We start from the raw sequence: 21,113 nt of genomic DNA, 5'->3' as shown, positions 1-21,113 counted from the left end.
CGAGACAAACTGCGCCTTTGCCGGGTAGAGAGGTGTGATGGTGGATGATGATGAACTTGCCCTCTGCGGTCACGATCAAAGAGGTGGGACCGCGCGACGGTCTGCAGAACGAAAAGGAGATCGTGAAGACGGAGGATAAGATCCAATGGATCGATCGATTGAGTCAAACGGGTCTCAAGCACATTGAGATCACCTCTTTTGTCAATCCGAAATGGATTCCAGCACTGGCAGATGCGCTTGAGGTGGCGAAAGGGATCACGCGCGCGCCTGGCGTGACCTATTCGGCGCTCGTGCCGAACATGCGCGGGCTGGATGGCGCCTTGCAGGCAGATCTCGACGAGGTGGCCGTCTTCATGTCGGCGACCGAGTCGCACAACCAGAAGAATATCAACAAGAGCATCGATGCGACCTTCCCGATCTTGCAAGAGGTGGTCACCGAGGCGAAAAAGTCGGGCAAGATCGTTCGCGGCTACCTCTCCACCGTCTTCGGTTGCCCCTATGAAGGGGTGACCGACAGAGCGCAGGTCGCCTATGTGGCGGAGCAACTGCTGGCGATGGGCATCGACGAGTTGTCGCTCGGCGACACGATCGGCGTCGCCAATCCCCGCCAAGTGCAAGAATTGCTCGCCCTGCTCTTGCAGACGATGCCGGCCGAGAAGCTGGCGATGCATTTCCACGACACCAGAGGGACGGCGATGGCGAACGTCCTCGCTTCGCTGCAGATGGGCATCACCACGTTTGACAGCTCGCTTGGCGGTCTTGGCGGTTGCCCCTACGCGCCGGGCGCATCGGGCAATCTGGCGACAGACGATCTGCTGTACATGTTGCACGGGATGGGCATTTCGACAGGCGTGGACGGCGAGAAGATCATGGAGGCGGCCAAGCTGATTCAAGCGAAGATCGGGCGATCGCTCCCAAGCCATGCGTTGCAGGCTGCTGCGGACGCTTGTCCATCGTAGGAAGGGGGAGAGCAGATGCCATTCGATCCGAACATCCGCAATTTTCGTGAAACGGAGCTGCAAGAGGAGCGCAAAGGGCTGGTGCAGACGGAGATCAGCGCAGGTGTGGCGACGGTGACTTTGAACCGCCCTGCAGCGGCAAACGCATTTTCGGTCGAGATGCTGGAGCAGTTCCTCGATGCGCTGTACGATCTGAAATTTAACCCGGAGGTGCGCGTGCTGATCATCACCGCCGCCGGAGAAAAAGCGTTTTGTGCGGGCGCCGACCTGATTCAGCGCGGCCAGATGGATCTGGCGCAGACCCGCCAGCACATCAACCTGATTCGCTCGGCGGTCAATGAGCTCGAAGCGATGCCACAGCCGGTGATCGCAGCGATCAACGGTGTCGCGTTTGGCGGTGGAACGGAGCTGATCTTGGCGGCAGACATTCGCGTCGCATCGACAAAAGCGCAGTTTGGCTTGACGGAGACGGCGCTGGCGATCATCCCGGGGGCAGGCGGCACGCAGCGCTTGCCGCGTCTGATCGGCGTGGCCAAAGCGAAAGAGCTGATCTTGACCGCGCGCCGTATCTCGGCAGAAGAGGCGGAGCAGATCGGTCTGGTCAACGCGGTCGTTCCGCCAGCAGAGCTGTTGCAGAAAGCACAGGAGTTTGCGCTTTTGATCACCAAAAATGGCCCGCTCGCGGTGCGCCAAGCAAAGCTTGCGATCAACAAAGGAATTGAAGTCGATCTGGCGACCGGCCTTTCGATCGAGCAGAACGCGTATGAAGTGATCATGCCGACCCAAGACCGCTTGGAAGGGCTGAAGGCGTTCAAAGAAAAACGTCCGCCCGTCTACAAGGGCGAGTAAAGGGCGCTGGAGAGGAGCAACAAGAATGTCTTTTGATAAAACATTGCAAGAGAGGCTGGAAAAAGTCCAGCAAGGCGGCGCACCCAAGTATCACCAGAAAAATGGGGAGCAGGGGAAGATGTTCGTTCGCGACCGTCTGCGCCTGCTGTTTGACGACGAGTTTGTCATCGAGGACAGCGCGTTCGCAAACTTCATGGCTGGAGATCTCCCGGCTGACGGCGTGGTGACTTGCCTCGGTCGCATTCATGGCCGCACGGTGGCAGTCATGGCGAACGACTCGACTGTAAAAGCGGGCTCTTGGGGCTCGCGCACAGTCGAGAAGATCATCCGCATCCAAGAGACGGCCGAAAAGATGAACATCCCGATGATCTACCTGGTCGATTCGGCCGGTGCGCGCATCACCGATCAGATCGAGATGTTTCCAGGCCGCCGCGGAGCGGGGCGCATCTTCTACAACCAGGTCAAGTTCTCCGGCCGGATGCCGCAGATTTGCGTGCTCTTCGGTCCATCGGCAGCAGGTGGCGCGTACATTCCCGCATTTTGTGACATCGTGATCATGGTCGACAAAAATGCGTCGATGTACCTCGGCTCTCCGCGCATGGCCGAGATGGTCATCGGCGAAAAAGTGAGCCTTGAGGAGATGGGCGGCGCCCGCATGCACTGCCAAGTGTCCGGCGTTGGCGATGTGCTGGCGAAAAATGAGGAAGAGGCGATCCAATCGGCTCGCAACTATCTGAGCTACTTCCCGCAAAACTATGGCGAGCTCCCGCCAGCAGCAGAAGGGAAAGACATCGCATCGTTTGAAAAAGCGCTCGGCGAGATCATCCCGCAAAACCAGAACGCTCCATTCAACATGCACGACCTGATCAACCGCTTGATCGACGAAGGATCGTGGTTTGAGATCAAGAAGCTGTTCGCGCAAGAGCTGATCACCGGACTGGGTCGCATCGACGGCAAGGTGGTCGGCATCATCGCCAACCAGCCGCGCGTCAAAGGCGGAGTCCTCTTTGTGGATTCCTCCGACAAAGCGGCGAAGTTTATCACCTTGTGCGATGCGTTCAACATCCCGCTCCTGTTCCTCGCCGACGTGCCTGGCTTTATGATCGGGACGAAAGTGGAGCGCGCCGGAATCATCCGCCACGGGGCGAAGCTGATCTCCGCCATGTCGGAAGCGTCGGTGCCGAAGATCTCGGTCGTCGTTCGCAAAGCGTACGGTGCAGGCCTGTATGCGATGGCAGGCCCGGCGTTCGAACCGGACGCATGTCTGGCCCTGCCGACCGCCTCGATCGCCGTCATGGGCCCTGAGGCGGCTGTCAACGCGGTCTATGCGAACAAGATCGCCGAGCTGCCAGAGGAAGAGCGCGCCGCTTTCATCGAAGCGAAGCGTGAAGAGTATCGCCAAGACATCGACATCTATAAGCTGGCGAGCGAGATGATCGTCGACGCGATCATCGATCCGAACGAGCTGCGCGGCGAGCTGATCCGCCGCTATGAGCTGTACAGCAGCAAGTACGCACCGTTTACCGATCGCAAGCACCCGGTGTATCCGGTCTAAACGAAAAACCCCTTCTCCGCGGAGAAGGGGTTTTGTTATGTCTCACTTCTTGTTGGTCGATCTATTTTTTGCCCTCGATGTAGGTCTCTTTCAGATCGTATTCGATCGCAAAGGGACGCCAGAGGAAGTTTTTCACATAAGGCTTGGTGACATATGCGCGAGCGCGGAAGTTGTTCGGCGCGATCGGCATCTCTTGGATCAGCAGCTTTTCCGCATCCTGTAGGAGCGAGATGCGCCGCTTGGTGTCGGGCTCCTGCTGCGCTTTTTTGATCAGCGCGTCATACTCTTTGTTGCTCCAACCGCCGTAGTTGATGCCACCGTCGGTGACGAGCAGGTCGAGGAAGGTCATCGGGTCGTTGTAGTCGGCGATCCAGACGCCGAGCGAAATGTCAAAATTGTGCTCCCGCGACTTTTGCAGGCGCAATTTGAACGGCAGCGGATCGATCTCCACGGTGATCCCCAAATTTTTGCGCCATTGTTCTTGGATAAACTCCCCCGACTTCCGCCCGGCATCCCCTTCATCAACCATCAGCTTCAGCGTCGGGAAACTGCTCACGCCTACCTCTTTCAGTCCGGCAGCCAGCGTCTCTTTCGCTTTTGGTCGATTCTCTTTCAGCTTGAGCAGGTCGCCCACATTTTTGGCAAACTCTCCCCCTTGTCCGTCAGACGTGCCGAAGGGGGTGAAGCCGGTCGGCGCTTTGGAGCCGTTGTGGTAGATCACATCCGCATAGGTCTCCCAGTCGACCGCCCAGGTTAGCGCCTGGCGCACTTTGGCGCTCTGAAGCGCTTTCACGCTTTGGTTGTAGGAGAGATAGCCGGTGGCAAGCTCCGGCTGTTCAGCATAGTCGGGCTTCCCTTTGTAGTTGTCAACCTGGTCGCGCATCAGCGAGGTGCGATCGACTTGGCCTGCTTCGTACAGGTTGACAGCCGCGTTGCTGTCTTTGACGATCTGCAAAAAGACCTGTTCGAGCTTCACCTTGTCGCGATCCCAATAGCTATCGTTTTTCTGCAGGGTGACCGATTGTTCATGCGTCCAGTCGGTCATCGTAAAAGGACCGTTGAAGAGGATCTTATCCTTCTCCGAGCCGTACTTGTCGCCCGATGCTTCGACAAACTTTTGATTTTGGGCAAAAAAGGTGGGAAATGCCATCTGCTCAATGAAAAAGGGCAACGGGTTCTCAAGCTTTACTTCGAGCGTCTTCTCATCGAGCGCTTTGACCCCGACGTCCTCGACCTTTCCCTTGCCTTCGTTGTATGCTTGTCCACCTTTTACCCAACCCACCATAAACGCGTACTGAGCGCCAGTATCTGGGTTTAAGGTGCGCTTCCATGAGTATTCAAAGTCCTGCGCGGTCACCGGGTCCCCGTTTGACCATTTGATGTTGTCGCGCAGATGAAACGTATAGGTGAGGCCGTCCTTGGAGATTTCCCACTTTTCGGCCAATCCTTCCGATGCTTTGCCATCTTTGTCGAGACGAACGAGGCCTTCGTTGACATTGGAGAAGAGGGTGAACGCCAAATTGTCGGTCGCCTTAGATACGTCCATCGTCGGCAGTTCATCTGAAAGCACTAGATTTAAAATTTGTTGGTCTTGGCTATCTTTATCTTTTCCAGACTCCCCAGTTTCGGAAGAGCTACAGCCGATCAGCACTCCGGAAAGCAGGGAGCAGGATAGCCCGATGGTGAGCCATTTTTTTGCCCGCATGCACAAACCCCCAGTTACAATGTCTTGTGAGATTTCCTTTATATAGATTACCATATTTTAATGAACTGTGGATGTGAATTTGGAATCAGGCGGCCGAGTGAGCGGACGGGACGATCGGTGACGCTCCAAGCTTGATCTCCTGTCAGTCTTTGGCTAGCATCGAAGATAGAAGCGATCGTTTGAGGAGGAAGCTTATGAAAAAAATTGGCGTGATCGGTCCAGGTGCGATCGGCAGGCTGTTCGCATTTTTCTTGGCCAGCGCAGGACATGATGTCCTGCTGGTCTGTCGGCGGGAAGCGCAGGCAAAAGCGTTCTCTGAGCAGGGGCTGACCTATGTGGATCTGGAGGGGAGAGCCCATCATCTGGCGGTCGAGGCGACGACAGGGGGCAGCGAGCGTCTAGCTGAGGCGCACGGTGTGATCGTGACGGTGAAAAGCTATGACACAGCGGCTGCTGCACGGCAGATCGGTGCCTTGAACCGCAAAGTGCCTGTGCTCTCCTTGCAAAATGGGCTTGGCAATGCGCAGACGTTGGCGCGCGATGTGGCGCAGGAGCAGATCGCGGTGGCGCTGACGACGCACGGCGCGATCGCAGAAGGGGAGGCGAAAGTCTGGCACAAAGGGCGAGGGCAGACGGTGATCGGCGCGATCGAAGCGGGGAGCGAGGTGGCAGACTGGTGGGCAGATGTGCTCGCCAGCTGTGCGCCTGTGATCACGCCGTCTGCCGAGATTCAGCGAGAAATCTGGCGCAAAGCGATGGTCAACATCGGAATCAACCCGTTTACCGCGCTGCTCGGCGTGAAAAATGGACAGCTGTTGCGCGAGCCAGATGTGCTTCCGCTGATGCGGGCGGCGGTGGAGGAGGCGGAAGCGGTGGCGAAGCTTGCAGGAGTTGAGCTGAGCGACAGCATGGAGCGCGTGCTCGACGTGTGCAGACATACGGCAGAAAACACCTCCTCGATGCTCCAAGATGTGCGACTCGGTCGTCGCACAGAGATCGATGCGATGTGCGGTGTTATCGTGCAGATCGCAGAAGCGGCGGGGCTTTCTGTACCGCACAATCTTTTTCTCAAAAATTTTATCAAAAAATGTGAAACAAATCGCTTCGAATTGACATCGTTAGAGTTGAAGAGGTTGTTCGAGGCGTTTCGCGCAGATTTGTAGCAAGTAATTGCGATTTATTTAAAATATCACCCTGAATTTCACTCGGGTTATATACTGAATAAAATTCAGGATTGGCTATTTACAACTCGGAAAACGGACTGTATAATGACCGTATGTAAATCGTAAACGTTGCGATTTATAAGTGACCCCATATTGAGATCGATGAGCATTCGTGCTTGTCGATCGCTTTTTTTGCAAATAAAGGGCAGGCCTCCTCGTGAGACCTGCCCTTTTCGATATGCTTTAGAAATAGTCGATCAGCATCGGTTGCTGAGCGGTTGCCCACAAACTGCGCAGAAAGGGAAGCTGTTCCGGGTCATGCAGCGATAATTTCCCGAGAAATAGTGCTTGATCGATCGAAAGATAGCCGTAGAAAATTTGCGTCCAAGTCCCGATGTCAGCACTGGCGCATGGACTGCTGTCGGTGGCAGATACTGCCGCCTCCCCAGGCTGTTGCACCGACACCTGCCAGATACCTTCGTTCCACGGTGCAAACGAATCGATGACCTGCAGGTTGATCTTGCCGATCTTCGCTGCTGGGGAAGTGATCTCCCACGCGCGACTCACATCGACGATGCGCGCCATAAACCAGTTGACCGACTTCGACTCCATTTGCTTGGGGTCGTGGAGCAACGAGGGCAGAATCGAGTCGAGATTCGTCTCCCACTCCCAAGAGCTGAGCAGATTGTCGCGCTCCAGCAAGGACAGGAGCCCGCGAAGGGCAGCGCCGGTCAAAGCGATCAGCTCGGTGATCTCAAGCTGTTGTTCCTCCTGCTGTTGCAGGATCAGGTAGCCCTGTGGCTGTTCTTGCTGATCGAGCCAGAGGTAGATGCGCGGTTTCGTTTGCGTGAACGGGTTGTCCAAGATCTTGAGCCACTCCTCATCTCGGCGCTTGAGGTAGCCGTTCTGTTCGCTCGCGTGGCGCTCATAAAGTTTTTTTAGCGTGCTGTGATCTTCCTCACCGCCGCGAACGGCACGTCCGTCCGCCTTGTCGGGCGCTTGTGAGAGCAGCTTCGTTTGGAAAGGGAGCTTAAAATGCCTTTTTTCACAGGCGATCTCATAGCCGAACTTGCGATACAGCTCATAGGTGCTCGGGTGCAGACAGGAGACGGGGATTCCCTGTTCTCTCATCTCGTGCAGCAGGGCGGAGAGCAAGGCCCGGACATGGCCTTGCCCGCGCGCTTCCAGCTGACAGGCGATCGCCGCGATGCCGCCCATCGGCAGTGCGCGACCATGTAGATATTGTGTGAATGGGTAGAGACGTCCTGTCATCTGCATCTCCCCGTCGACAAACAGGCAGCGCGTGTCGGCTAAGTTGGTTCGACTGCGGAGCGACAGCGCCTGTTCCGGGCTGAGCTGGTGATACGACTCAGAACGGATCAGACAATAGCGCTCCCACTCCTGATCTTGGATCGGGCGAATCTCAATCGTCATGCGATTCCCACCTTTTCTATTCGTTGTTGTTAAGTTCGGCAAACAGGATTTTTTTACCTCTCCGAATCTGCCGGCAGCGCTTTGCTGTCGGGGAAATTTTGCAAGGCATTCGATAAAAAGTGCAGTTCAAGCTGCGGGTAACGGTGCTCGATACGATCAAATGGGCGATCAACCAGCAAAAAACCCGCTGCCTGGCGATTGCAGACAACGGGTCATTGCGCGTTATTTTTCCTGGTTACAATGGGCAGTATAGTGGCTGGCTCCCCAATTTCGCAGGGCGTCCAGAACGGTTGAGAGCGTCTTGCCACTCTCGGTAAGGGTGTATTCAACGCGCGGCGGAATCTCTGGGAAGAGGGTCCTGTTGATGATTCCGTGCTCTTCTAATTCTTTGAGTCGTTCGGTCAACAGCTTCGATGAGATCGGCAGGCTGGCTGAGATTTCGGAAAATCGCTTTTTGCCGTCAAAAAGCTCGCGGATGATAAGAACGGTCCACTTTTTGCCGATAATACCGAGGGTCACTTCGATTGGGCAACAGTCATTTTGTTCCTGTGCCATCGTTCCCCACCTTCTTTTTTGTGTAGTATATGGAGTAGTATAGCACGAAAGACAGTGTACTATCTAAAAAAATGTTACTTTACTTAGAAAAGTTATTTTGCTATTTTTGTCTTAGGTATAGAGTACCAATCAGAGAGGGGTTTGGCAAATGGCAGGTTTGTTCGACTCATATACGATAAAAGGGCTGGAAATTAAAAATAGAATCATGATGTCCCCGATGTGCCAGTATCAGGCGCAAGAGGACGGAACGGTGACACCGTGGCACTTTGTGCACTACGGAGCGCGCGCGATCGGCGGGGTGGGGTTGGTGATGATCGAAGCGTCTGGCGTCGAGGCGCGCGGGCGGATCTCCACGCGCGATGTGGGCATCTGGTCGGACCAGCACATCGCCGGGCTGAAAGGCATCGTCGACTTTGGCAAAAGCTATGGAGCGAAGATGGCGATCCAACTGGCACACGCCGGGACGAAAGCGGAGACGCCGGAGCAAAATGTTGCCCCTTCCGCCTATACGCGCTTCGAGCGCTACCAAACGCCGCACGCGTTGAGCCGCGGCGAGATCGCCGAGATCGTGGAAAAGTTTCGCCAAGCTGCGGAGCGGGCGGTGACGGCAGGGTTTGATGCGGTGGAGATCCACGGTGCGCACGGGTATCTGATCCACCAGTTTCTCTCGCCGATCACCAACAAGCGCGAGGATGAGTATGGCGGATCGATGGAGAATCGCCTGCGCTTCGCGAAGGAGGTCATCGCTGCGATCAAGGCGGTGATACCGGAGGAGATGCCTCTGCTGATGCGCGTGTCGGCGGTGGAGTATTCGGAAGAAGGGTACTCGCTGGACGAGATGATCGAGATGGTGAAGCACTTCAAGGCGGCGGGTGTCGATCTGGTCGACGTCTCCTCGGGTGGATCGTTGCCGGAAGCACCACCTGCGATCTATCCTGGCTATCAGCTGTCCTTTGCAGAAGCGATCAGACGCGGCGCGAACATCCCGACGATCGCAGTCGGCATCCTCGAACATCCGGCTCTGGCAGAAGAGGCGGTGCGAAACGAGCGCGCCGATCTGATCGCCATCGGTCGGGAGCTGCTGCGCAACCCGCATTATGCCAAATCGGCGGCGCTGGAGCTTCGGGCAGAACTTGAGCTTCCGAACGTATACAGCAGAGCTTTTTAATCGAATGGAGCATCGTGGGATGAGACGAACTATCGTCTCCTGCGATGCTCCATTTTTTCTGTTCGCATCTGTTCGTCAACCTCAGGTCATAAAACTCGAAAGTATGTTCGTGCGACTAGAGAATCATTTTTGTTGACAAGGCAAAAATCATGCCAATCTGGCACTGGCGAAGGAAGGATTTCTATATGGTGGACAGAATATACGTCGAAGTGGTGGGAAGTGGGGGAAAGTGGAGTATCTATCCGTAAAGTGGGTGAACAGACCATGTTCATGGGTGAATTTCAACACAGCATCGACGAAAAAGGACGATTGATCGTCCCGGCTAAGTTTCGGGAAGGACTTGGTGCGTCGTTTGTGATCACCCGAGGATTGGACAACTGTCTGTTCGTATACCCAAGAAGTGAGTGGGAGACGATAGAGTCGAAGTTGAAAAGTCTTCCATTTACCAGAGCGGATGCACGCGCCTTTTCCCGTTTTTTCTTTTCGGGTGCGACCGAGTGCGACCTTGACAAGCAAGGGCGTGCCAACATTCCGCCCAACCTGCGCGAATATGCGAAGCTGCATCGCGACTGTGTCGTGATCGGCGTCTCAGGCCGGGTGGAGATTTGGGCGAAAGAGGTGTGGGAAGCGTACGCGGAACACGCAGCCGATACGTTCGGGGAAATTGCAGAAAAACTTGTAGATTTAGATCTGTAATCACGACACATCACCATTGTTAGAACAGAGGTGGATAGCATTCCCATGACAGAAGAAACCACATTTCATCATGTATCCGTTTTTGCCAATGAGGCTGTGGAGGCTTTGCAACCGAAGCCTAACCATATCTATGTAGATTGCACGCTCGGTGGAGCGGGACATTCGGGGCGCATCTTGCAGACCAGTTCGCCGACTGGTCGCCTGATCGCGATCGACCAAGACCTGACCGCCATCGCCAATGCTGAAAAAGTGCTCGCGCCGTACGGCGACCGCTTCACGATCGTCCACTCGAATTTTCGCCGATTAGAGGAGATCGTACAGGAGCAAGGTCTGTCCGGCGTGGACGGGGTGCTTTTTGATCTCGGCGTCTCCTCGCCGCAGCTGGACGAGGGAGAGCGTGGTTTTTCTTACCAACACGACGCACCGCTGGACATGCGCATGGACAAGACACAACCGTTTACCGCGCATGATCTTGTGAATTCGTATAGCCAAGATGAACTGTCAAAGATTTTGTTCGAATATGCGGAAGAGAAATGGTCGAAGCGCATCGCAGAATTTATCGTTCGCGAGCGAGCAAAAGGATCGATCGAGACGACCGGACAGCTGGTCGAGATCATCAAGGCGGCCATTCCTGCCGGCGCCCGCCGCGAAGGTCCACATCCGGCCAAGCGGACGTTTCAAGCGATCCGCATTGCGGTCAACGATGAGCTGAACGTGTTTGCCGAAGCGATTCAGCAGGCGATTCGGGTGTTGAATCCGGGTGGCCGCGTTGCGATCATCACCTTCCATTCGCTTGAGGATCGCATCGCGAAACTCGCGTTGCAGGATGCGGCAAAAGGGTGCATCTGCCCGCCGCAGCTACCGATCTGCCAATGCAACAATGAACCGAAGGTGAAGCTGGTCAGCCGCAAGCCGATCCTGCCTTCTGAAGAGGAACTGGCGCACAACCCTCGGGCGCGCTCTGCCAAATTACGGATCGCCGAGAAACTCTAGACGGGTCGATTGGGAGAAGAGAAGGGAGTCATCAAGATGTCGATGTACCGAGATAATCTCGCGCGTCCTTTGCCCAAACAGCAAGAGACGGTGCAAGTGAAACCGAAGACGGGAGTCGCTCCCCGCTCGGAAAGATCGAAACAGGAAGCGAAAGAAAAGTTGAAGTGGTTGGGGACCATCTTGGTCTGTATCGTCGTCGCGCTCGGACTCGTCTCGCGCTATGCGTCGATGGTCGACATCAACTACGCGGTGGAGAAGCAAAAAGGCGAGCTGCAGACGCTAAAGGATGAACAGCTGAAGCTGGAGCAGCAGATGCTGGAATTGGAATCGCCGGAGCGCATCAAAGGATATGCATCGAACAAGCTCGGGATGAAGATGGTCGGAGATGACAATCTGATCTTGCTGCCGGGGAGCCGCAACTGATGAGCGAGCCGGTTTTTAAAAAGCGGGTGCGGCTGCTGCGGTTCGGTCTGTTTGCCGGCATGCTCACGCTTGCATTTCGGCTGATGTACATCCAAGTCGCTCAAGCGGACGATCTGTCGCAGCGCGCGGAAGACTGGATTCAGTCGACAGAGAAAGTTCCAGGGCTGCGCGGCACGATCTATGACCGCGACGGCAACAAATTGGCGCTCACCGGCGTCGCTTACGAGATCAGCGTCTCGGTCAACACGAAGACGATGACAGAATGGGAAGAGACGCCGGAGATGTACGCGCAGTTTCTCTCGCCTCTGGTCGGCATGACCGAGGCGGAGCTGATGGAGTATATCGACCCGGCCAAACATGCGGCCGAGAAGACGGCTGCGGTCGGCATCGGTCCGAAAGGGATGAAGGTCGACTCTTCCGTTCATGATGCGATCGAAGAGATGCACAAGCAGAAGAAGATGCGCGGCATCTCCACCATTCGCAAAGATATTCGGCGCTACCCCAACGGGAATTTTGCTTCCCATGTGCTCGGCTACTTCGGTGTCAACGAGGAGGCGCGTCAAGAGACGGGCCTTGCGGGCGTCGAATCGTTCTACAACGAATACTTGACCGGCAAAGCGGGGGAGCGGGTGTTTTACACCGACCGTGATGGCAACCCGCTGCCGAGCTATCAGCCGGAGATCACCAAGCAGGCTGTCGACGGTGAAGATCTGGTGCTGACGATCGATTCGATGATTCAGCATTTTGTCGAAGAGGAACTGGACAACATCGTCACCAAATACAAGCCGAAGCATGCATCGATCATCGTGGCAGACCCGAACAACGGGGAGATTTTAGCGCTTGGCAATCGGCCGACCTACAACCCGGCCGAATATGCGAAGGCAGAGCCAGAATCGCTCTGGAACAACTGGGCGTTGCGCGCGTTCGAGCCAGGCTCCACCTTTAAGTCGTTCGTGCTGACCGCAGCCTTGGCTGAGCACAAGCTCGACCTGAATGAAAAGTTTCAATCGGGCTCGATCCTCGTCGGCGGTGAGAAGTTCTCCGACTGGAACAAAATCGGCTGGGGCGAGATCGATTATCGCAAAGGCGTGTACGTCTCCTCGAACGTCGGTTTTGTCAAAATCGGCCAGAAGTTGGGCAAAGAAGCGCTGTACCGCTATCTGTACGACTTCGGCTTTGACAAGAAGACGGGGATCGATCTGCCGGGCGAAGAGCAGTCCACCCTGTTTAATGTGGAGAAGATGCGCGATGTAGACTTGGCGTCCACCTCGTTCGGGCAGGGCGTTTCGGTCACTCCGATGCAGCAGGTGGCTGCGATGATGGCGATCGCCAACGGAGGCAAAGTGTATCAGCCGCACGTGGTCAAGGAGTTTCGCGACCAGAAGACGGGAGCGACTACGCGTGAAGTCAAGCCGAACGTGCTGACCGAAGTTGCCAGCGAAGAGACGATCAGCACCGTTCGCGACGTGATGGAAGAGACGATCGCCAACGAAGAGCAGTCGCACGGCTACATCAAAGGCTACCATGTGGCGGGGAAGACGGGGACGGCCGAGGTGCCCGACCCGAAGGGCGGTTACTTAAGCGATGCGTATCGGCTGTCCTTCATCGGATTCGCACCGAAGGAAAAACCGAAGTTCCTCGTCTATGTGACGGTCGACCAGCCGTCGCAGAACGCGCCGTTGATGTACGGCTCCTACATTGCCGAGCCTTCGGGGAAAGTCGTGTTGGAAAATGCGCTGCGCTACTATCAAGTGCCTGCTGATCTCAGCGATCAGGGGCCAGGCAAGCAGGCCGATCCGAGCAAAGTGCAGCAGGATCCTAAACAGCCGGAGGCGCCAAAGGCGTTCGTCGATGTGCCCGACTTTGTCGGTTCGACAGCGGAGGGGGCGGCGAAGACAGCGGAGAAATACAAGCTGAAGCTCGATGGTGTCGGCGACGGTGCGAAAGTGACCGGTCAGTGGCCGGAAGCGGGCAGTGGACAGGTGCCGGTGGGTGCGGTGGTCAAGCTGTACTACGGCTCGGAAGACAGCGCCCAAGGCAAAGTAAAAATGCCTGACCTGAAGGGGAAATCGCTGCGAGAAGCGATCGAGACGCTGTCGCTCTTGCAGCTGAAGATCGACCCGACCGGTTTTGGCTATGTAACGAAGCAAGAGGTTGCCCCCGGCACTTTGGTACCGTTTGGCACAGCTGTAAAAATCACACTCAGCCCGCAGTCTTGACGCTGCGGGCTTTCTATGTTGAGATGTACAAGTTGTGACGTTTCGGACAATATGTACTTGTCTGCTGCCTTTTTGCATAACGTTGGTAATGGTTGTACCAGATCGTACCGATGTTTTTGCAAAAGGAGGCGTCCTGTTTTGCGAGTGTCCAACGTAGTGATTCGCAAGCGACTCGTGATCGTGCTCATAGCTTTGGCCGCGGTGTTCTGCGCATTGGTGCTTCGCCTTGGCTACGTCCAGATGATCCAGGCGCCCTGGCTGACCGAGCAGGCGGAAGACCTTTGGCGGAGGAACATCCCGGTGGAAGCGAAGCGGGGTGTGATCACCGACCGAAACGGCGAAGTGCTCGCCTATAATGGAAGCGCGCCGACGATCGTCGTGATCCCATCGCAGGTCAAAGACAAGGAGAGCACCGCCAGACAATTGGCACCGGTGTTAGACATGACGTATGAAAAGGTGCTGCAGACGATTTCGAAGCGCACCTTGCTGGTCTATCTGCAGCCGGGCGGGCGCAAGATCACCGATGAGAAGGCGAGGCAAGTGCGCACGATGGGCTTGCCGGGCGTCCATGTGACCGAGGAGGGCAAGCGCTACTATCCGCATGAGGGGTTGGCTGCGCATGTTCTCGGGTTTTCCGGCGTGGACAATCAAGGTCTGACCGGGATCGAGCGCTGGTATGATGATCGCTTAAAAGGGGAAAAAGGTCGCATCTCCTTCTTCGCCAATGCGAAAGGGCAGGAGATGCCGCAGGAAAACGATGAATATGTGGCGCCAAAAGACGGCCAAAAACTGGTGACGACCCTCGATGCTGAAATTCAGACATTCGTTGAGCGAGAACTGGAGAATGTGGTCGCCAAATATAATCCGGACGGCGTGATGGCAGTTGTCGCCGATCCGAAAACAGGCGAGATCTTGGCCTTGGCCAACTATCCGACCTACAATCCGGGCAACTATCGCAGCTATCCGCAGGAGACGTATAACCGCAATCTGTCGATCTGGAAAAACTTTGAGCCGGGCTCGACGTTTAAGATCGTCACGCTGGCAGCCGCCTTGGAGGAGAAAAAAATCTCGCTGACCGATCGATTTTACGATCCTGGCTATTATGAGGTGTCGGGCAGAAAGATCCGCTGCTGGAAGGCGGGGGGGCATGGTTCGGAGACGATGCTCGATGTTGTTGAGAACTCGTGCAACCCGGGCTTTATGCTGATGGGAGAGCGATTGGGCAAGGAGACGCTGTTTCGCTATATCGATCAGTTCGGCTTTGGGCAAAAGTCGGGGATCGATCTGCCCGGCGAGGGAAAAGGCGTGATGTTCCGACTGGAGAATGTCGGTCCGCTGGAGCTTGCGACCACCTCGTTCGGTCAAGGTGTTGCGGTGACGCCGATCCAGCAGGTGATGGCGGTGTCGGCGATCGCCAACGGAGGCGAGCTGATGAAGCCGCACCTGGTCAAAGAGTGGCGCGATCCTGAGACCGATCAGGTGATCGAGCAGGTCCAGCCAGAGGTGGTGCGCCGCGTCGTTTCGGAGAACACAGCCAAACAGGTGCGGGAGACGCTCGAATCGGTCGTGGCTCGCGGGTCTGGTAAAAATGCGTTCTTAGAAGGTTTTCGCGTGGGGGGAAAGACGGGAACTGCGCAAGTTGCAGAAAACGGCGCTTATAAATCGGGCCATTACATCGTATCTTTTATCGGGATGGCCCCTGTCGACAATCCGCGGCTCGTCGCCTACATCGCCATCGACAATCCGAAAGCGCCACTGGTGTTCGGGGGCGTGATCGCAGCTCCGGTCGTCGGCAACATCCTCGGCGATTCGTTGCATTATCTCGGTGTGGAGCCGAGCAAGGGCGGCTTGAAGCGCGAATACCAATATACGGACGTCAAGCCGGTCGAAGTGCCGCCGATCGCTGGGATGACCGTGCAGGAGGCGCAGAAGGAGATGTACGGTTCTGGCTTGCAGCTCAAAGTGGAGACGGCAGGCACGGGGAGCTACATCGTCGAACAACAGCCTGCTGCGGGGACGAAAGTGCCACCTGGCTCGACGGTACGGCTGTACCTGTCCGATAAACCTGCCCGATAAGCCTTGTGCGAAGCGAGTGGTTTGGTTAATAATGAGAGTGTTTGACAGCGCGTATTTTTTTGTAAGCAAGAGGAGGAACTCCGGTGCGGCTCAGAGAATTGATCTCTCCGATTTTGTTCAAAAACGTCATCGGTCAAGATGATGTCGAAATCATAAATGTGACGGCCGATTCGCGCCAAGTAGGGCCGGGAAGCTTGTTTCTTGCACTTCGCGGCTATACGGTGGACGGTCATGAGTATGTCGAGCAGGCGGCGCGAGCGGGCGCTGCTGCTGTCGTGGTAGAAGATGCGATCGAAGGAATCTCCGCACCGCAGGTCATCGTCCCGGATACACGGGCGGTGGCTGCGGTGCTTGCGTCCGTTTTTTACGGTCATCCTTCGAAGGAGATGAAGGTGATCGGGGTCACCGGCACCAACGGGAAGACGACGACCACGCTGTTGATCGATCAGATCTTGCGCGATGCGGGAAAGCGGACCGGTCTGATCGGCACGATCATGGCTCGAATCGGCGATGAGGAGATCCCGATGGCGAATACGACGCCAGATGTGCTCGACCTGCAGCAACTGTTTTATCGGATGCGCGAGGTCGGTACCGAATATCCGATCACCGAGGTGTCCTCGCATGCGCTCGATTTGAAGCGCTCAGCAGGCACCGACTATCATATCGCGATCTTCACCAACTTGACCCAAGATCATCTCGACTTCCACGGTTCGATGGAAGCGTATCGGCAGGCGAAGGGGAAGCTGTTCGCTCGCCTGGGCAACACCTACCGGGACGAGGCGCACAGCAACAAGCTGGCTGTGCTCAATGCGGATGATCCAGCATCTGAGTGCTTTCGCGATCTGACGACTGCGCAGGTGATCACCTACGGGATCGATCAGCCGGCCGATGTGCGCGCGCTCGATGTGGTTGTCGAAGCTGCTGGCGTGTCGTTCAACGTGGAGAGCCGCTTTGGTCGCGAGCGCTTTGCGCTGCAGTTGACCGGGAAGTTCAATGTGTACAACGCTCTGGCTGCGATGAGCGCATGCTTGGCGGAAGGGATCTCGCTCGCCGAGATCAAACGGTCGCTGGAGTCGATCTCTGGCGTCAACGGCAGGTTTGAGACGGTGCAGGCCGGGCAGGACTTCACGGTAATCGTCGACTACTCGCACACTCCCGACTCGCTGGAAAATGCGATGAAGACTGTAAGGGAGTTCGCCAAGCGCAAGGTGTTCTGCGTCGTCGGCTGCGGGGGAGATCGCGATCGCACCAAGCGGCCGTTGATGGCGCAGATCGCCGTCTCCTACTCAGACCTTGCCATCTTGACCTCCGACAACCCGCGCACAGAAGATCCAGATCTGATTTTGGACGATATGGAGGCTGGCGTGAGCGATGCGGCCGGTCGATATGTGCGCATCACCGACCGCGCCGAAGCGATTCGCTTTGCGGTGGCGCAGGCGGAGGCGGGCGATGTGATCATGATCGCTGGCAAAGGGCATGAGACGTATCAGATCATCGGCAAGACGAAATCTCATTTTGATGACCGTGAGATCGCGCAGCTTGCGATTCGAGGTGCAAAATGATCAGCAAAAGCGTTGCAGAACTGACAGAGATGGTGGCAGGAAGTCTGTTGCAAGGCTCGCCAGAGTTGATGGCGAGCGGTGTGGCGACCGATACGAGGAGCGAGATGACCGGCAAGCTGTTCATTCCGCTGGTGGGAGAGCGATTTGACGGGCACCAATTTTTGCTGCAGGCGGAAGCGCAGGGCGCGGTGGTCGCGCTCTGGCAAGCGGGGCGTCCGCATCCGTCCACCTCGCTGGCCCTGATCGAAGTGGACGACACGCTGCTCGCCCTGCAGCGGTTGTCTGCCGCCTATCGCCGCTCGCTCGATGTGCGCGTCATCGGCATCACGGGGAGCAACGGAAAGACGTCGACCAAAGATATGATCGCAACCGTCCTCGCCGAAGCGTTTCGCGTGCAGAAGACGCAGGGCAATCTGAACAACCATATCGGCCTGCCGCTGATGCTGCTCTCGCTTGAGGAGAGCACCGAGGTCGCGGTGCTGGAGATGGGCATGAACCACGCCGGTGAGATCGAGCTGCTGACACAGCTGGCAGCGCCAGAGTTTGGCGTGATCACCAACATCGGAGAAGCGCATATCGAATATCTCGGTTCACGGGAAGGAATCGCTGCGGCGAAGTGTGAACTGATCGAGGGGCTGCCTGCGAGCGGCAAGGCGATCCTGTTTGGAGATGAGCCGCTGCTGCGCGCGTCTGCTGGAAAGACGAAGGCGGAGCGGATCTGGTTTGGCTTTGAGGATGGAAACGACGTACAGGCGGTCGAGGTGGAAAACCTCGGCGTTCGCGGTTCTCGCTTCTCCGTTTTCGGCGATGAAACGCGCTATGAATTGCCGGTGATGGGGCAGCACCAGCTCGGCAACGGGTTGGCAGCGGTCGCGGTCGGACGCGCCTTGGGCATGAGCGGTGAGCAGATTCGGGCGGGGCTTGCCAAAGCGTCGCTGACCGCACGTCGACTCGAAGTCAAACGGGCACGTCTCGGGGGAACGGTCATCGACGATGCGTACAACGCATCGCCCACATCGATGCGAGCAGCGCTGTCGATGTTCGCATCGATGACCGGCGGTTTTAAGGTGGCGGTGCTCGGGGGCATGCTGGAATTAGGGCCAGATTCGGCGCGTATGCATCAGGAGATCGGCGCTTTTTTAGCCGAGATGCCGTTTGACCAGCTGGTCTGCGTCGGCGAGCTGGCTGCTGACATCGCGCTCGGCGCGCGACAGAGCGGTTTCCCTGCGGAGCGCATCTATCATTTCCCGGAGCGAGAGGAGACTGTCGATCATCTGCAGGCGGTGTTGCGCCAGCATGCGGACGATGAAGGGGATGGAGCGATCTTGCTCTGCAAAGCGTCGCTCGGCATGAAGTTTGTCGAGATCGTGCGAGCTTTAGTCTGATTGGTTGTAAAGGTAAGGGAGGACCAGAGGTCATGGATATGCAAATTTTGCTGTGGACGACAGGGGTTAGCTTTGTGATCGCCCTGCTGCTCGCTCCGCTGTTCATTCCGTTTTTGCGCCGCTTGAAGTTTGGGCAGGCGATCCGCGCAGAAGGTCCGCAAGGACATCAGAAAAAAGCGGGCACCCCGACGATGGGGGGCGTGATCTTCCTGATCGCCATGTCGATCACCGCGATCAAATTTTCCGAACTGTCGCCTGAGCTGTGGCTGTTGCTCTTCGTGACGCTGGCGTACGGCACGGTCGGCTTCTTAGACGATTACATCAAAGTTGCGCTCAAGCGCAACCTGGGACTTCGGGCGCGGCAGAAACTGATCGGTCAGATCTTGGTCGGTGTCGTGCTCTATGTGGTGATGTATTATACTGGCATGATCGATATGACCATTTCGATACCGTTTTTCGATGTGCAGTGGGATCTCGGCTTCTTCTATCTTCCCTTTTTGGTATTGATCGTGATCGCCTCTTCCAATGCGGTCAACCTGACCGACGGTCTGGACGGTCTGGCTGCCGGGACGACGGCGATCGCGTTTGGCTCCTACGCGATCTTGGCATGGTGGACGTCCAACATGGAGGTGGCGATCTTCTGTGCGGCGATGGTCGGCGGGCTGATCGGATTCCTCGTCTTCAACGTGCATCCGGCAAAAGTGTTCATGGGCGATACGGGCTCTTTGGCGCTCGGGGGCGCGCTCGCGACGGTCGCGATTCTGACCAAGACGGAGATCTGGCTGGTGCTGATCGGCGGGGTGTTCGTCGTCGAAGTGCTTTCGGTCATCCTGCAAGTGATCTCCTTTCAGACGTTTGGCAAGCGCCTGTTCAAGATGAGCCCGCTGCATCACCATTTTGAACTGCTCGGCTGGTCGGAGTGGCGAGTGGTCGGCACGTTCTGGACGGCAGGCCTGTGCCTCGCCGTCTCTGCGCTCGTATTGTATCTCAAATAAGAAGGTGAAGAGGACGTGAATTTTCAAGGGAAGAACGTGCTCGTGCTCGGTGTGGGCCTCTCCGGCGTAGCGGTGGCTCGACTCTTGCACAAACACGGCGCGCACGTGGTGGTCAACGACCAAAAGACGCTCGCGGAGATGGGCGGCGATGCGAGCGAGCTCCAAGCGCTGGGCATCGAAGTGATCGGTGGAGGGCACCCGGATGGCATCGTTCATCCGGGGCTTGATTTTGTGGTGAAAAATCCGGGCATCCCGTATCGGGTGGCGACGATTCAACAGGCGTTGCAGGCGGGCATTCGCGTGCTGACAGAAGTGGAGATCGCCTATCGCCTGTCTGCCGCGCCGATCATCGGCATCACCGGAAGCAACGGCAAGACGACGACGACGACGCTGGTCGGCGAGATGCTGAAGCAGGCGTCGCTCGCGCCTGTCGTCGCTGGCAACATCGGTCGCGCCATGAGCGACGCGGTGGAAGAGGTGACGAGCGAGCAGTGGTTGGTGGCAGAACTCTCCTCCTTTCAGCTGATGGGGACGGAGCAGTTCCGACCGAAGATCGGCGCGCTCCTCAACATCTATCCGGCACATCTCGACTATCATGGGACGCTGGAAGAATACCGCGACGCAAAATATCGCCTGTTTGCCAATCAGCAGGCAGACGATGTGGCGGTGATCAACTGGGATCAGGAAGAGGTGCGCGCTGTCCGCTCGTTTGCGAAGGGCAGAATCTTCCCCTTTTCGCGGCGCGATGTTTTAGACGAGGGCGTTTTTGTCAAGGATGGGAACATCCATGCGCGTATGCACGGCAAGGAACTCTCTCTGCTCCCCGTCGGTGAGGTAGCGCTCAAAGGGGAGCACAATCTGGAAAATCTGCTCGCTGCGACGGCGATCGCGCTTTCGGCCGGCGCAGATCCGGCTGCGATCATCGAGGTGGCACGCTCGTTTTCCGGCGTGGAGCACCGCTTGGAGCATGTGATCACCAGAGCGGGCATCAGCTATTACAACGACTCGAAATCGACCAATTCGACCGCGGCGACGATGGCGATCAACACGTTTGCCGACCGCAGCGTGGTGTTGATCGCAGGCGGTCTCGACCGCGGTGTCGACTTTATGGAGTTGGTGCCCGTCTTTGCCAAAAAGGTCAAACATCTGGTGGCGATCGGGCAGGCGGCCGACAAGATGCGGACGGTTGCGACAAAGGCTGAAGTCAGTTCGGTTCAGGTGGACACGCTCGAAGAGGCGGTGAGGGCTGCGGCCGCTCATGCGGTCTCAGGCGATGTGGTGCTCCTCTCTCCCGCCTGTGCGAGCTGGGATATGTTCGCATCCTTTGAAGAGCGAGGAAGCATGTTTAAAAAAGCTGTGCATACATTATAGCGATT

The 21,113-nt window shown here is 56.7% G+C and carries 17 protein-coding genes; 14 read left to right on the top strand and 3 right to left on the bottom strand.

What is annotated here, in order from left to right:
* Positions 1-50 precede the first annotated feature (50 nt).
* Genes ACFSOY_RS12670 through ACFSOY_RS12660 form a run of 3 tightly spaced genes read left to right on the top strand, consistent with a single transcriptional unit; the run spans position 51 to position 3,363 of the window.
* Positions 51-959 (top strand): hydroxymethylglutaryl-CoA lyase, encoded by a 909-nt coding sequence (locus ACFSOY_RS12670; protein ID WP_386047629.1) that lies wholly within the window; start codon positions 51-53, stop codon positions 957-959.
* A gap of 15 nt (positions 960-974) precedes the next feature.
* Positions 975-1,808: an enoyl-CoA hydratase gene (locus ACFSOY_RS12665; protein ID WP_386047167.1), complete on the top strand. Its 834-nt coding sequence runs from the start codon at positions 975-977 to the stop codon at positions 1,806-1,808.
* Between the two features lie 25 nt (positions 1,809-1,833).
* A complete protein-coding gene (locus ACFSOY_RS12660) occupies positions 1,834-3,363 on the top strand; it encodes an acyl-CoA carboxylase subunit beta (protein WP_386047165.1) in 1,530 nt (509 codons plus the stop codon).
* A 61-nt stretch (positions 3,364-3,424) separates the two neighbouring features.
* Here ACFSOY_RS12660 and ACFSOY_RS12655 read toward each other — a convergent pair whose 3' ends face one another.
* Positions 3,425-5,068: a peptide ABC transporter substrate-binding protein gene (locus ACFSOY_RS12655; protein ID WP_386047163.1), complete on the bottom strand. Its 1,644-nt coding sequence runs from the start codon at positions 5,066-5,068 to the stop codon at positions 3,425-3,427.
* A 194-nt stretch (positions 5,069-5,262) separates the two neighbouring features.
* Between ACFSOY_RS12655 and ACFSOY_RS12650 the strand changes: the two genes are divergently transcribed.
* Positions 5,263-6,231, top strand: coding sequence for a ketopantoate reductase family protein (locus ACFSOY_RS12650; protein WP_386047160.1), 969 nt, complete (start codon positions 5,263-5,265; stop codon positions 6,229-6,231).
* Between the two features lie 243 nt (positions 6,232-6,474).
* On the opposite strand, the gene ACFSOY_RS12645 is transcribed toward ACFSOY_RS12650, so the two are convergent.
* Positions 6,475-7,665, bottom strand: a complete 1,191-nt coding sequence (locus tag ACFSOY_RS12645; protein WP_386047158.1) for a GNAT family N-acetyltransferase — start codon at positions 7,663-7,665, stop codon at positions 6,475-6,477.
* A 222-nt stretch (positions 7,666-7,887) separates the two neighbouring features.
* The gene (locus ACFSOY_RS12640) at positions 7,888-8,220 is read right to left on the bottom strand and encodes a winged helix-turn-helix transcriptional regulator (RefSeq protein WP_386047156.1); all 333 of its coding nucleotides are present in this window, start codon (positions 8,218-8,220) and stop codon (positions 7,888-7,890) included.
* A gap of 148 nt (positions 8,221-8,368) precedes the next feature.
* On the opposite strand from ACFSOY_RS12640, the gene namA reads away from it, so the two are divergent.
* The 10 genes from namA to murD all read left to right on the top strand — a co-directional run bounded on the left by namA (position 8,369) and on the right by murD (position 21,108).
* Positions 8,369-9,388, top strand: coding sequence for an NADPH dehydrogenase NamA (gene namA, locus ACFSOY_RS12635; RefSeq protein WP_386047154.1), 1,020 nt, complete (start codon positions 8,369-8,371; stop codon positions 9,386-9,388).
* A gap of 264 nt (positions 9,389-9,652) precedes the next feature.
* Positions 9,653-10,084 (top strand): division/cell wall cluster transcriptional repressor MraZ, encoded by a 432-nt coding sequence (mraZ, locus tag ACFSOY_RS12630; protein WP_386047152.1) that lies wholly within the window; start codon positions 9,653-9,655, stop codon positions 10,082-10,084.
* Positions 10,085-10,129: 45 nt separating this feature from the next.
* Positions 10,130-11,077: a 16S rRNA (cytosine(1402)-N(4))-methyltransferase RsmH gene (gene rsmH / locus ACFSOY_RS12625; RefSeq protein WP_386047150.1), complete on the top strand. Its 948-nt coding sequence runs from the start codon at positions 10,130-10,132 to the stop codon at positions 11,075-11,077.
* A 36-nt stretch (positions 11,078-11,113) separates the two neighbouring features.
* Positions 11,114-11,500 carry a septum formation initiator family protein gene (locus ACFSOY_RS12620; protein WP_386047148.1) on the top strand — a complete coding sequence of 129 codons (387 nt, stop codon included), beginning with the start codon at positions 11,114-11,116 and terminating at the stop codon, positions 11,498-11,500.
* Positions 11,500-13,719 carry a penicillin-binding transpeptidase domain-containing protein gene (locus ACFSOY_RS12615; protein WP_386047146.1) on the top strand — a complete coding sequence of 740 codons (2,220 nt, stop codon included), beginning with the start codon at positions 11,500-11,502 and terminating at the stop codon, positions 13,717-13,719. The genes ACFSOY_RS12620 and ACFSOY_RS12615 overlap by 1 nt, the downstream gene beginning before the upstream one ends.
* Positions 13,720-13,857: 138 nt before the next feature.
* Positions 13,858-15,795, top strand: a complete 1,938-nt coding sequence (locus ACFSOY_RS12610) for a stage V sporulation protein D (RefSeq protein ID WP_386047144.1) — start codon at positions 13,858-13,860, stop codon at positions 15,793-15,795.
* Positions 15,796-15,878: 83 nt separating this feature from the next.
* Complete coding sequence (locus tag ACFSOY_RS12605) at positions 15,879-17,357, top strand: UDP-N-acetylmuramoyl-L-alanyl-D-glutamate--2,6-diaminopimelate ligase (RefSeq protein ID WP_386047143.1); 1,479 nt, start codon at positions 15,879-15,881, stop codon at positions 17,355-17,357.
* The gene (locus ACFSOY_RS12600; RefSeq protein WP_386047141.1) at positions 17,354-18,742 is read left to right on the top strand and encodes a UDP-N-acetylmuramoyl-tripeptide--D-alanyl-D-alanine ligase; all 1,389 of its coding nucleotides are present in this window, start codon (positions 17,354-17,356) and stop codon (positions 18,740-18,742) included. The genes ACFSOY_RS12605 and ACFSOY_RS12600 overlap by 4 nt, the downstream gene beginning before the upstream one ends.
* A 32-nt stretch (positions 18,743-18,774) precedes the next feature.
* On the top strand, positions 18,775-19,737 hold the full coding sequence (gene mraY / locus ACFSOY_RS12595) for a phospho-N-acetylmuramoyl-pentapeptide-transferase (protein ID WP_386047140.1): 963 nt from the start codon (positions 18,775-18,777) through the stop codon (positions 19,735-19,737).
* 15 nt (positions 19,738-19,752) lie between these two features.
* The gene (murD, locus tag ACFSOY_RS12590; RefSeq protein ID WP_386047138.1) at positions 19,753-21,108 is read left to right on the top strand and encodes a UDP-N-acetylmuramoyl-L-alanine--D-glutamate ligase; all 1,356 of its coding nucleotides are present in this window, start codon (positions 19,753-19,755) and stop codon (positions 21,106-21,108) included.
* Positions 21,109-21,113 lie beyond the last annotated feature (5 nt).

The sequence above is a fragment of the Tumebacillus lipolyticus genome (assembly GCF_042682745.1).
Taxonomy (GTDB): domain Bacteria; phylum Bacillota; class Bacilli; order Tumebacillales; family Tumebacillaceae; genus Tumebacillus_A; species Tumebacillus_A lipolyticus.
The sequence above is the reverse complement of the archived record's forward strand: the minus strand, read 5'-3'. Positions and strand labels throughout refer to the sequence as shown.

Excerpts from the sequence above, each read along its gene's own strand:
- ACFSOY_RS12670 (WP_386047629.1), top strand. The coding sequence starts at position 51 with ATGAACTTGCCCTCTGCGGTCACGATCAAAGAGGTGGGACCGCGCGAC.
- ACFSOY_RS12665 (WP_386047167.1), top strand. The coding sequence starts at position 975 with ATGCCATTCGATCCGAACATCCGCAATTTTCGTGAAACGGAGCTGCAA.
- ACFSOY_RS12660 (WP_386047165.1), top strand. The coding sequence starts at position 1,834 with ATGTCTTTTGATAAAACATTGCAAGAGAGGCTGGAAAAAGTCCAGCAA.
- ACFSOY_RS12655 (WP_386047163.1), bottom strand. The coding sequence starts at position 5,068 with ATGCGGGCAAAAAAATGGCTCACCATCGGGCTATCCTGCTCCCTGCTT.
- ACFSOY_RS12650 (WP_386047160.1), top strand. The coding sequence starts at position 5,263 with ATGAAAAAAATTGGCGTGATCGGTCCAGGTGCGATCGGCAGGCTGTTC.
- ACFSOY_RS12645 (WP_386047158.1), bottom strand. The coding sequence starts at position 7,665 with ATGACGATTGAGATTCGCCCGATCCAAGATCAGGAGTGGGAGCGCTAT.
- ACFSOY_RS12640 (WP_386047156.1), bottom strand. The coding sequence starts at position 8,220 with ATGGCACAGGAACAAAATGACTGTTGCCCAATCGAAGTGACCCTCGGT.
- namA (WP_386047154.1), top strand. The coding sequence starts at position 8,369 with ATGGCAGGTTTGTTCGACTCATATACGATAAAAGGGCTGGAAATTAAA.
- mraZ (WP_386047152.1), top strand. The coding sequence starts at position 9,653 with ATGTTCATGGGTGAATTTCAACACAGCATCGACGAAAAAGGACGATTG.
- rsmH (WP_386047150.1), top strand. The coding sequence starts at position 10,130 with ATGACAGAAGAAACCACATTTCATCATGTATCCGTTTTTGCCAATGAG.
- ACFSOY_RS12620 (WP_386047148.1), top strand. The coding sequence starts at position 11,114 with ATGTCGATGTACCGAGATAATCTCGCGCGTCCTTTGCCCAAACAGCAA.
- ACFSOY_RS12615 (WP_386047146.1), top strand. The coding sequence starts at position 11,500 with ATGAGCGAGCCGGTTTTTAAAAAGCGGGTGCGGCTGCTGCGGTTCGGT.
- ACFSOY_RS12600 (WP_386047141.1), top strand. The coding sequence starts at position 17,354 with ATGATCAGCAAAAGCGTTGCAGAACTGACAGAGATGGTGGCAGGAAGT.
- mraY (WP_386047140.1), top strand. The coding sequence starts at position 18,775 with ATGGATATGCAAATTTTGCTGTGGACGACAGGGGTTAGCTTTGTGATC.